This is a genomic window from Tenacibaculum amylolyticum, from assembly GCF_964511145.1.
GTDB classification, from domain to species: Bacteria; Bacteroidota; Bacteroidia; order Flavobacteriales; family Flavobacteriaceae; genus Polaribacter; species Polaribacter amylolyticum.
The window spans coordinates 53,576-64,771 of the sequence record NZ_CAZEFZ010000072.1 but is presented as its reverse complement, the minus strand read 5'-3'; the positions used below and the strand labels follow the sequence as shown (position 1 = coordinate 64,771).

At 31.4% G+C, this 11,196-nt stretch carries 11 protein-coding genes; 1 reads left to right on the top strand and 10 read right to left on the bottom strand.

The genetic code is table 11. The features are described from left to right. Nucleotides 1–96: 96 nt before the first annotated feature. Entirely contained in the window at nucleotides 97–348 is a 252-nt protein-coding gene (gene rpsT, locus ACKTTC_RS17515; protein ID WP_408041155.1) for a 30S ribosomal protein S20, read from the top strand. A gap of 348 nt (nucleotides 349–696) precedes the next feature. On the opposite strand, the gene rodA is transcribed toward rpsT, so the two are convergent. From rodA to ACKTTC_RS17465, 10 genes are all read right to left on the bottom strand, one after another. Continuing rightward, complete coding sequence (rodA, locus tag ACKTTC_RS17510; protein ID WP_408041154.1) at nucleotides 697–1,974, bottom strand: rod shape-determining protein RodA; 1,278 nt, start codon at nucleotides 1,972–1,974, stop codon at nucleotides 697–699. After that, a complete protein-coding gene (gene mrdA / locus ACKTTC_RS17505) occupies nucleotides 1,955–3,835 on the bottom strand; it encodes a penicillin-binding protein 2 (protein ID WP_408041153.1) in 1,881 nt (626 codons plus the stop codon). The genes rodA and mrdA overlap by 20 nt, the downstream gene beginning before the upstream one ends. A 3-nt stretch (nucleotides 3,836–3,838) precedes the next feature. After that, nucleotides 3,839–4,345, bottom strand: a complete 507-nt coding sequence (locus ACKTTC_RS17500; RefSeq protein WP_408041152.1) for a hypothetical protein — start codon at nucleotides 4,343–4,345, stop codon at nucleotides 3,839–3,841. Continuing rightward, nucleotides 4,338–5,162, bottom strand: a complete 825-nt coding sequence (gene mreC / locus ACKTTC_RS17495; RefSeq protein WP_408041151.1) for a rod shape-determining protein MreC — start codon at nucleotides 5,160–5,162, stop codon at nucleotides 4,338–4,340. Before mreC ends, ACKTTC_RS17500 begins: the two co-directional genes overlap by 8 nt. An 8-nt stretch (nucleotides 5,163–5,170) precedes the next feature. Further along, nucleotides 5,171–6,199 (bottom strand): rod shape-determining protein, encoded by a 1,029-nt coding sequence (locus ACKTTC_RS17490; RefSeq protein ID WP_408041150.1) that lies wholly within the window; start codon nucleotides 6,197–6,199, stop codon nucleotides 5,171–5,173. A gap of 79 nt (nucleotides 6,200–6,278) precedes the next feature. Next, on the bottom strand, nucleotides 6,279–7,811 hold the full coding sequence (purH, locus tag ACKTTC_RS17485) for a bifunctional phosphoribosylaminoimidazolecarboxamide formyltransferase/IMP cyclohydrolase (protein ID WP_408041149.1): 1,533 nt from the start codon (nucleotides 7,809–7,811) through the stop codon (nucleotides 6,279–6,281). 355 nt (nucleotides 7,812–8,166) lie between these two features. Further along, on the bottom strand, nucleotides 8,167–8,619 hold the full coding sequence (locus tag ACKTTC_RS17480) for a GAF domain-containing protein (RefSeq protein ID WP_408041148.1): 453 nt from the start codon (nucleotides 8,617–8,619) through the stop codon (nucleotides 8,167–8,169). Nucleotide 8,620: 1 nt separating this feature from the next. Beyond that, entirely contained in the window at nucleotides 8,621–9,448 is an 828-nt protein-coding gene (locus tag ACKTTC_RS17475) for a pseudouridine synthase (protein WP_408041147.1), read from the bottom strand. 197 nt (nucleotides 9,449–9,645) lie between these two features. Continuing rightward, nucleotides 9,646–10,257: a response regulator transcription factor gene (locus ACKTTC_RS17470; protein ID WP_408041146.1), complete on the bottom strand. Its 612-nt coding sequence runs from the start codon at nucleotides 10,255–10,257 to the stop codon at nucleotides 9,646–9,648. Next, nucleotides 10,244–10,786 (bottom strand): sensor histidine kinase, encoded by a 543-nt coding sequence (locus ACKTTC_RS17465; protein WP_408041145.1) that lies wholly within the window; start codon nucleotides 10,784–10,786, stop codon nucleotides 10,244–10,246. The genes ACKTTC_RS17470 and ACKTTC_RS17465 overlap by 14 nt, the downstream gene beginning before the upstream one ends. Between the last annotated feature and the right edge of the window lie 410 nt (nucleotides 10,787–11,196).

The following is an 11,196-nucleotide window of genomic DNA, read 5'->3' as shown; positions in this document are numbered from 1 at the left end:
CTAGGGGTTAGGACGCCAGGTTTTCATCCTGGTAACACGGGTTCGAATCCCGTACGGAGTACAAAGTTTTTTATAAACATTTAAGATTTCAGTAAAATGGCAAATCATAAGTCAGCATTAAAAAGAATAAGAAGTAACGAAGCAAAGCGCTTAAGAAATAAATTTCAGCATAAAACTACACGTAATGCTGTTAGAAAATTAAGAGCAACTACAGATAAGAAGGAAGCTGAGGGAATGTTATCTACTGTTGTTTCTATGTTAGATAAATTAGCAAAGAACAACATTATTCACAAGAATAAAGCAGGTAACTTAAAATCTAAGTTAGCTAAGCACGTTGCTGCTTTATAGAAGAGAGTTTTAAGGTTAGTTAATATAAAAAGCACTTCGATTAATTTCGTGGTGCTTTTTGTTTTTATACAAAAACTTAATACTTCTAATGTTTATTCTTCAATAACAGTTTTGGGTAAGACTGTTTCATAAATTAAATTACCTTTTGTAATTCTTTCTCTTTATACATATTGAATTTTAGGACTAAACGAATCACATTAAATCTTATTTTATTCTGTTAGTTTTAAAAGTAGATAACCACATTTATTTAACGACTTTAAGTGCGGATATAAACTTAACTTATAAATTTTATTTTAATCAGAAAGCGTATACGTGTAATTACGATGTATGGATGGTTCTTAGAGTTCTTTAATAATCATACTTCTTATGAGCATCCAATCTAATAAAGATGAACAGAAGGAGTGTAAAGCCCCATAAAGAAGACCCTCCGTAGCTAAAGAAAGGTAAAGGAATACCTACAGTTGGTAAAATACCTATAACCATTCCTACATTTACAATGAGATGAAAGAAAATAATGGAGGCAAGTCCGTAGCCATAAATTCTAGCAAACTTGTTTGTTTGATTTTCTGCTAAATAAATTATTCTATATAATAGTAACATGAATAGAATAATCACAAAAGAACTACCTAAGAAGCCCCATTCTTCTCCAACAGTACTAAAAATATAATCTGTGTCTTGTTCTGGAACAAAGTTACCTTGAGTTCTATCACCTTGTAAAAAGCCTTTACCTGCAAATCCTCCAGACTTAATAGTTAACTCTGCTTGATAGGTATTATAACCAATTCCTCTATTATCTTTTACTTTCCCTAATAAGATATCGAAACGATCTTTTTGGTGCTGTTCAAGGATATTTGTATAGGTGTATCCTACCGCGGATATAAAGATGAGAGTAATTATATAAGTTATTAAAATAAAAGGCCAATTAAATCGTAGGAATTGCTTGTTCTTATAGGTTACATATCCAACAACAATGGTAATTAATAACATTGTTGAGATCAATACGATATTAGTACCAAAGTTTATAGTAAGTAAAAATAAAACTATGGTAGTAACACCTACAATGAAGTATTTTAGAGTTAACCCTTCTCTGTTTAAAACAAAAAAGAAAGAAAAGTAAATCAATACAGATCCCATATCGGGTTGTAGTGCAATAAAAAATGCTGGTAAGAAAATAACAATGAATGCTTTAATTTGATTCTTAACCAGTTTTAAATTGTATTGTCGGTCACTCATTAATTTGGCTAATGCCAATGCAGTAAAGGCTTTAGAAAACTCGGAAGGTTGTAATCCAATACCTCCGAAGTTATACCAGGAAGTTGCTCCATTAATTTTTTTTCCAAAAAGAAGTACACCTGCTAAGAGTATTAAAGAGAAGAGGTATAATAAGCTAGCGAATTGTTCGTAAAATTTGGAGTTTAAAAACAGTATAAGTATTGTTAAAGGTGCACTTAGACTAATAAAAATAAGTTGTTTTCCATATCGAGTAGAGAAGTCAAAAATTTCTCTATTAGAATCGGTTGAAGAGGCTGCATAAATATTTAACCAGCCAAAAGCAACCAAAAGGACATACATAGAAATTAAAGCCCAATCTAAATTTGCAAATATATTATTGTGTTGTTGTCGCAAGTGAATCCTTTTTTTCGATTTGTTTATCGTATGTTTCTTGTAAGCTTAAATTAATCATTCTGTCTTCTAAAGCTTTTCTAGAAACAGTTCCGTTTAAATATTTTTCAATCATTAAACTAGTAATTGGAGCAGCAATGGTAGAACCATAACCTCCATTCTCAACAAAAACAGCCATAGCGATCTTTGGGTTTTCTTTAGGAGCAAATGCTATAAGTATAGAATGATCTGGTAATTGAGTTTTTTCACCATTAATTATAGCAAAGTTTTCTACAGTTCCTGTTTTTCCACAAATATCTATCCCTTTTACTTGACTGTATTTACCTGTTCCGGTTTTAAATACTTCATGCATTGCATCTATTACAACTGGAAAATGTTTTTTATCGATAGAGGTATATTTCTTTTCAGTAAATTTTTGATCTTTTATATTGCCCCCATCTATTTTCTTTACAATATGTGGCGTGTAATAAAACCCTTGATTAGCAATTGCTGCAGTTGCATTTGCTAATTGAATAGGAGTGGTTTGTATTTCTCCTTGGCCAATTGCATTAGAAATATTCGTGGTTGCTCTCCATCCAAAATCATACCTGTCGTTATAATATTTTGCATCTGGTATTAGCCCTTTGTTTCCTACAGGAAGGTCGTAACCTAAATAATTTCCTAATCCAAAACTTCTGATTTGGTTACTCCAGTTATCAAAACCTTCTTTTGTGTTTTTTTGCTTATTAATTATCTTTCTATAGGTTTCAGAAAAGTAACTGTTACAAGAATTAGCGATTGCTTTTTTCAATCGAATTGGTCTACCATAAAGACCGCAGTGACATCGCATAAACTCATGTTTCTTTTTTCCATATCGATATCCACCATAACAATATACCATAGTGTTTTCGTCGATAACGTTTTCTTGTAAGCCAACTAAACCATTTAAAATTTTAAAAGGAGAACCAGGAGGATAAACACCTTGTAAACCTCTATCAAATGTAGGGTTGTTTATGGTGTCGCTGAACAATTTTGTTGAGTATGCTGATCTTTTTCTACCTACCATCATATTAGGATCGTATGATGGAGCAGTTACAAGTGCTAAGATTTCTCCTGAAGAAGGTTCTAAAACAACAATTCCACCACGTTTACCTTTCATTAGTAATTCCCCATATTGTTGTAATTCGCTATCTATGGTTAACGATAAATCTTTCCCAGCTAAAGCAAGTGTATCATATTTACCATTTTTATAAGCTCCTGTTATTCTATTTAAATTATCTCGGTTGAAATACTTTTTACCTTTTGTACCACGTAGTTTTTCTTCATAATATTTTTCTACACCCCATTTTCCAATTAACTCTCCATTTTCGTAGTAGTCACTATTTTTAGCTTGTAATTCATTTACTTCACCTAAATACCCAACAATATTAGCGGCAGATTTTACTGGATAATTTCTAATAACACGTCTTTGAATATAAAACCCTTTGAATTTATGTAGTTTCTCTTGTAGGTAAGCAAAATCTTCTTTAGAAACTTGTTTTAAAAAAACAGAAGGAAGCCATCGAGCATATCTTTCAGCTTTTTCAGATTTTTTGATAAAATCTTCTTTAGAAATTCTTAATAAGTTACAAAATTCCAGTGTGTCTATATTTTTAACTTCCTTCGGAATAATCATTACATCATAAGAGAGTTGATTTGCTACTAAAAGCTTTCCGTTTCTGTCGTAGATATATCCACGCTCAGGATAATCGTATTCGATTTTAACTGTAGCTGTACTTATAGGATTCTTAACTCCACCTTCTATAATTTGAAGTTGAAATAAACGACCTATATAAATAAGCCCTACTAGGGTAATTAAAAAAACTAATAAAAAATTTCGCTTCACGTTTTACTGCTTTCTGCTTAAGATGAAATTACCGAGGAAGTATAGAAATAAAGAGAATACTCCTGATAAAAAGGTGTTAATAATAACGTCGAAAAAGTTTCGAAAGCTAAAATTAAGCAAAGAAAATAATAAAAAATGATGTGTAAAAGTTAAAATGGCCGTAAAATTGAATACTTTGCCGAAAGTTTCTTGTTTTAAATCGAAAAATTCGAAATCAACTTCTGTTTTTTGAAAGATTGTTTTAAAAAAGTACAATCTTATAAAAGCAATAAATGTAGTTGCAAAAGCATTTGCTCCTCCAGAATCTGAGAATATATCAATAATAAGTCCTAGTAAAAAAGCAAGACTCAGAATAGGAAATCTATTTGTTTTGTATGGGTATATAAAGATAAAAGCAATGTATATATATGGATTTATGAATCCAAAGAATAAAACATTGTTTAGTACTAATACCTGTAATAAGATAAGACTAATAAATACAAATGATAAATAAAATGGTCTTCTACTCATTTGTTTGCTTTTCTAAATCTTTAATTTCTTGTTTGTGAAAATTGTTTATAATGTAAACATCTCGAATAGAGCTCATATCATTAAAGAGTTTTACTTCTATTAAATTTTCTTTAGCTCTTTTTTCAATATCAATTACAGTACCTACTAAAATTCCTTCAGGAAATATAGCGGAACGACCACTGGTAATAATTGTATCGCCTATTTGAACAACAGCCTGTCTTGGGATATCTCTTAATTGGATTATTTGATTGTTCTTTGCATCCCAACTTAAAGTTCCATAATAAGGACTATGTTGTAGACGAGCATTTATTTGACTATTTCTACTTAGTATAGATCGAACTCTTGCGTAAGAATTAGAAACAGCATCTGTAACTCCAATAATACCTTTGTCATTTATTACTGCCATTTCTGGAGTTACTTCTTGTTTAGCGCCTCTGTTAACAGTTAAGTAGTTATAGGCTTTGTGAAATTCGTTTTTCACAATAACTCCATCTATGTATTTGTATTGTTGATTGTTTAATGAATCTATAATAGCAGTAAGCTTAACACTATCTGAAATGCTTTGTATTTGTGAAAGTAAATTTTTAAGATAGGTGTTTTCTTTAGCAAGTGCTTTATTTTGTTCACCTAAATTGAGATAGTTTGAGAACGCATTGGTTTTTTCATAAATTCCTCCAGTAATTACGTTAGCAGAACTTATAAATTTACTTCTGTGAAAACTATGGCTATTAATTGTTAATGCTAATGCAATTATTTGCAGCAGACAAAAAAACAGTAGATATTTATATCTCTGTATGAAATAAATTAATTGCTGCATATTGTAAATTATTTAACTAAGACACTCTTATATCTATCTAAGTTTTTAAGCGCAATACCAGTTCCTCTTACTACAGCTCTTAATGGATCTTCAGCTACATATACAGGAAGGTCTGTTTTACGAGATAATCTTTTGTCAAGCCCTCTAAGCATAGAACCTCCACCAGCTAAATAAATTCCAGTATTGTAAATATCAGCTGCTAGTTCTGGTGGTGTTTTAGATAAAGTTTCCATAACAGCATCTTCAATTCTTAAGATCGACTTATCAAGTGCTTTTGCAATCTCTCTATAAGATACTTGAACTTGTTTTGGTTTTCCACTTAATAAATCTCTACCCTGAACCATCATGTCTTCTGGAGCATCTTCTAAATCTTCAGTGGCTGCACCGATTTGAATTTTCATTTTCTCAGCAGTACTTTCTCCAACATAAAGGTTGTGTTGCGTTCTCATGTAATACATTATGTCGCTAGTAAATAAATCTCCTGCAACTTTTACAGATTGATCACATACTATACCTGCTAAGGCGATGACTGCAATTTCAGTAGTTCCTCCACCTATATCAATAATCATGTTTCCTTTCGGTTCCATAATATCTACACCTACACCAATGGCAGCTGCCATTGGTTCATAGATGAGATAAATTTCTTTTGCATTCATATGGCGAGCAGAGTCTATTACGGCTCTTTTTTCTACTTCAGTAATTCCAGAAGGAATACAAATGACCATACGTAATGAAGGTGGAAATATTTTTTTTCTGATAGAAGGAATTTGCTTAACAAATTCTTTTATCATTTCCTCAGAAGCTTGGAAGTCTGCAATAACTCCATCTTTTAGAGGGCGAATTGTCTTAATGTTTTCGTGGGTCTTACCTTGCATTTTACGGGCTTCTATACCTGTGGCAATGATTTTACCTGACATTCGATCTCTAGCAACAATAGAAGGACTATCAATTACTACTTTGCCATCGTGTATTATTAGTGTATTCGCAGTCCCTAAATCGATTGCGATGTCTTCCGTCATAAAATCGAAAAAACCCATAAAAATTATTTAAAATGTGACCCGTTTATGTATTCACACAAATCTAAAAAAAAAAATTAAAGAAAAGGCACCTTATAACTTAATGTTTAAAGTGTCTTGTTCCAGTAAATACCATAGCTATGTTATGATCGTTACAATAATTGATGCTTAATTCATCTTTAATAGAACCTCCTGGTTGTATAACGCTTTTAATACCAGCATTGTCAGCTATTTCAACACAGTCTGGAAAAGGGAAAAAAGCATCACTTGCCATTACGGCTCCATCTAAGTCAAAACCAAAGTTTTTTGCTTTTTCAATAGCTTGCCTTAAAGCATCTACACGACTTGTTTGTCCTGTTCCGCTAGCACATAGCTGCTTGTTTTTGGCTAATACAATAGTATTTGACTTGGTATGTTTACAAATTTTAGATGCAAAAAGAAGGTCTTCTATCTGTTCCTGACTTGGTTTGTTTGTTGTAGGATATGATAAATCTTCTACAGCATCTGTTTTATTATCTTTATCTTGTACTAAAGCTCCATTTAAGCAAGTTCTAACCGTTGTTTCAGGTAAGTTAATTTCTTTTTGAACTAATAATACTCTATTCTTTTTACCTTTTAAAATCTCTAAGGCGTCTTCATCGAAACTTGGAGCAATGACTACTTCACAGAATAATTTGTGAATTTCTTCTGCAGTAGCCTTGTCAATAGTTGTATTTGCTATTAAAATTCCACCAAAAGCAGAAACAGGATCCCCTGCTAATGCCTCTACATATGCTTGATGAACTGTAGCTCTTTGCGCAAAACCACAAGCGTTATTATGTTTTAGAATAGCAAAAGTTGGCGCCTCTCCAGTAAACTCACTCATTAGGTTGACTGCAGCATCTACATCTAATAAGTTATTGTAACTTAGTTCTTTTCCATGTAGTTTATCAAACATGGCATCTAAATCTCCAAAGAAAAATCCTTTCTGATGTGGGTTTTCTCCGTATCGAAGCACTTTTCCATTCGTTTCACTAATCTTTAAAACCGCTTCTTCATGATCTGAATTGAAATAATTAAAGATAGCAGTATCATAATGTGAAGAAATATTGAATGCTTTAGCAGCAAACTTTTTTCTATTATTTAGTGATGTTGTTCCGTCATTTTCAGAGATAATTGATAAAAACTCATTGTATTGCTCCATAGAAGAAACAATAAAGGTGTCTTTAAAGTTTTTGGCAGCAGCTCTAATTAATGAGATTCCTCCAATGTCAATCTTTTCAATAATGTCCTGTTCAGAAGCTCCAGAAGCTACCGTTTTTTCAAAAGGATATAAGTCTACAATTACTAGATCTATTTGAGGTATTTTATATTCGTCTAATTGTGCTACGTCGCCTTCATTATCCTGACGATTTAAGATACCTCCAAATACTTTAGGATGCAATGTTTTTACTCTACCTCCTAAAATAGAAGGGTAGTCTGTTACAGATTCTACTGGAACGACGTTAATACCTAAATTGGTAATAAACTTTTCTGTTCCTCCTGTAGAATAAATTGTAACTCCTAATGCATCTAGTTTTTTTACAATAGGCTCTAAACCATCTTTGTGAAAGACAGAAATTAAAGCAGACTGTATCTTTTTTGTATTACTCATTTGTTGTTGTGTTGTTATTAAGCCTGCAAAATTACTAAAAGTTAAAAAGTGAGCAACGTAGAATGAAAAGTTTTACGGTAAAAAAAATCGGAAAAACTTGTTAATAACTTAAGTCTTTCCGATTTAAAAATTTTGTGTATTGACTTTTTTTATTCTGCATTTTCTAGGAAATCACGAACCCAAAGAGCTAATTTTTCCAGTAAAGTCAACTTTTCAGCTTGGGTATTACCGCCCAAACTTTCATAATTAGGGATTTGTTTACTCATCTTTAGGGGAATTTTTGATTAGTAAAATTGTTAATAACTTTTACAAATCTATATAAAAAAACTTAATAACCAAGGATTTACATTTTTTTTTATAAAAAAAGTGCGATTTCTTTACATATGTATTCCAAAAGTTGCTCATCTTGTGGTGTAAAGGGGTTCGCAGTGTGTGAATCAATATCGATTTGTCCGATGTTTTCACCATTAACAAAAACTGGAATTACAATTTCCGATTTTACTTTCCATCCACAAGAAATGTAATTGTCTTGTTCAGAAACATCTTGAACTACAAAGTTCTCATTGCTAACAGCTACCTGACCACAAATTCCTTTTCCAAAAGGAATAATTGTATGTTCTGTAGGTTCTCCAGCAAACTGAGCTAGTTTTAATTCTTCTTTGTCTCCGTTCCTAAAATAAAAACCTACCCAATCGTAATATTCAACTTCTTTTTTAAGATAATCGCAGATTTGTTGCAATTTTTCTTCAGTTGTTGTAGAAGCAGCAATAATTGTATCAATATTACTTTTTAAGTTTTCTACATTCATGTTAAAGCATTTTTAAATTATTAATTTCTTGTTGTGTTAACTCTCTCCATCTACCTCTAGGAAGATTTTTCTTAGTTAAACCAGCAAAAATAACACGGTCTAGTTTTGTTACATGATATCCGAAGTGATCAAATATTTTACGAACAATTCTATTTCTTCCAGAGTGTATTTCAATACCTACTTCTGTTTTCTTTTCTCCTTCTACATAAGAAACAGCATCAATAAATACTTTTTTGCCTTCAATTACCACATCACCACGTAATTTATCTAAGTCAGATAAGGTTAGTTTCTTATCTAAAGAAGCGTGATATAATTTACGCACGTTATGCTTTGGATGTGTTAATTTCTTTGCTAATTCGCCATCATTTGTAAACAATAATAAACCAGTTGTATTTCTGTCTAATCTTCCTACTGGATAGATACGTTCTTTGGTCGCATTAGCTATTAAGTCCATTACAGTTTTTCTACCTCTATCATCTTCCATGGTAGTAATGTAGTTTTTGGGCTTGTTAAGTAATACGTATCTTTTTTGTTCTATAGAAATTAAAGTACCATCAAAACGAACTTCGTCGTCTGGTTGTACTTTATATCCCATTTCAGTAATAAGTTTTCCGTTTACAGTTACACTTCCGTGTTCAATAAACGTATCTGCTTCTCTTCTAGAGCAAATACCTGAGTTAGATATAAATTTATTTAAACGAATCCCACTATCTTCTTTGGAAGTTTTTTGAGATGTTTGAGGTTTACTTTTTTTAGTGAATTGTTTTCTTGAGCGAGGATTGCTGTTCTTTCCAGCTTGTCGTCCTCTCGACGAGTTATTTTTATTCATTTTGTTTAAAATTAAAACGGGCGCAAATGTAAGTTAAATATTTGATTTTCAGTAAAAATTATATTTGTTTTTCACAAGTTTAACAACGGTGCAAAAATACAAATAAAAGATGGTTTGAAAATCAGGGAATTGTAGCAGAATATTGTGAAAATTTAGAAGTAAAATTTAAACACTTTAATAATTATTCATTTCTCATGCTATCCGTACTTTTCAATAATTTCTTTTTTGCTGTTGACTTGTAGTTTTTCGTAAATATTTCGAGTGTGTGTTTTAATAGTATTTACAGATAAATAAAGCTCATCTGCAATAGACGCATAACTTTTACCTTTAGCTAATAATGTAAGAATTTGGTTTTCTCTTTCTGAAAGCTCTTTTTCATGTGGTAATTGAAAAGATTCTACTACTTTTCGAGCAATATTACTACTCATAGGAGCACCACCTTGTTGTGTTTGTTGTAGTGCAGTAATTAGCTCTTTTGGAGTTATGTTTTTAGTGAGATAACCTATGGCACCAGCACATAACGCATCGAAAATATATTTTGAGTTTTCGTGAACAGATACAATTATAGGTAGGATGGAAGGAGCTATTTTTTTGATTTCTTTAACCGTTTGAATGCCATTCATTCCTACTAGTTGAATGTCGACGAGCATGATATCTACTGCTGGTTCTTTTTTAATAAACTCAATTGCTTTTTCTCCAGATTCAAAACCTCCAACAACTTGGAATTCTTCTGATGTATTGACGATTTCTGTAAAAGACTCTAAAATACTTTCATGATCTTCTATAATAACAACATTAAGCTTGCTCATTTGTATTCTTTTTTAAGTTACCAATAAAAGTAATAGTTGTTCCATTGGTAGTTTCTATAATTAATTTTTGATGTAATGTTTTTGCGCGATGTTTCATATTCTGAATACCATTTACGCGTTGTAGTGTGTTTATAGTAAAACCACTTCCATCGTCTTTTAGCATGATTTTTAACTTATTACCTTTCAATGTAAACTTTAATAATACTTTGGTTGCCTCACTATGTTTTAAGGTGTTCGTCATAGCTTCTTTAAAAATTAAGACTAATTGTTTACTCCAGTAAAAAGGTAATATAGTTTTTTGTTCTGTGAAATTATGAGTTGAATAGAAAGAAATATTAGAAAGACTAAAAAGTTGTTCTCCAAAATCATTTAAATATATCTGCAAGTACCTTAAGTCATCATTTTTATGATCTAAAGACCATACAAAGTCTTTCATTCCACTGTATAAATAATCGGCATCTTTTTTTATTTGATGTAACTTTTTCTTTTGGACTGTAGTATCAGATTTATAATCAGTATCAATTAACAAATTTGATGTGATAGCTATACTAGCCAGTTTATTACCTAGCTCATCATGGAAATCGCAATAAGCTTTCTGATTTTCAATATAACCAAGAGGTCGAGAAATTTAATACTACCCATGGAATGCTACTTTGTAAAAAAGGAGCTATATATAGAGAGGTAGAAACACCCCAATATCCTTATATCAATTTTCCGTATATAGATGCTCAGGGTATGAAAACGGCTATGGATAAGTACCGCGATTATGTGGTAAATTATAATACAGCCGTTGAAAAACAAAACAAAGACATAAAAGTTTACAATACAAAGATTGAGTTGCCCAAACTAATCTCATTAGACGATTTATGGCTTATTGAGTCCTTTATAAAAAATAATAAAGGAGTTTTTGCAAGCGATTATAACAAAGGGATTGAAACG

What these genes read in the sequence shown, in the direction of transcription:
- rpsT (WP_408041155.1), top strand. Translation starts at nt 97, where the DNA reads ATGGCAAATCATAAGTCAGCATTAAAAAGAATAAGAAGTAACGAAGCA.
- ACKTTC_RS17490 (WP_408041150.1), bottom strand. Translation starts at nt 6,199, where the DNA reads ATGGGTTTTTTCGATTTTATGACGGAAGACATCGCAATCGATTTAGGG.
- mreC (WP_408041151.1), bottom strand. Translation starts at nt 5,162, where the DNA reads ATGCAGCAATTAATTTATTTCATACAGAGATATAAATATCTACTGTTT.
- ACKTTC_RS17475 (WP_408041147.1), bottom strand. Translation starts at nt 9,448, where the DNA reads ATGAATAAAAATAACTCGTCGAGAGGACGACAAGCTGGAAAGAACAGC.
- purH (WP_408041149.1), bottom strand. Translation starts at nt 7,811, where the DNA reads ATGAGTAATACAAAAAAGATACAGTCTGCTTTAATTTCTGTCTTTCAC.
- ACKTTC_RS17500 (WP_408041152.1), bottom strand. Translation starts at nt 4,345, where the DNA reads ATGAGTAGAAGACCATTTTATTTATCATTTGTATTTATTAGTCTTATC.
- ACKTTC_RS17470 (WP_408041146.1), bottom strand. Translation starts at nt 10,257, where the DNA reads ATGAGCAAGCTTAATGTTGTTATTATAGAAGATCATGAAAGTATTTTA.
- ACKTTC_RS17480 (WP_408041148.1), bottom strand. Translation starts at nt 8,619, where the DNA reads ATGAATGTAGAAAACTTAAAAAGTAATATTGATACAATTATTGCTGCT.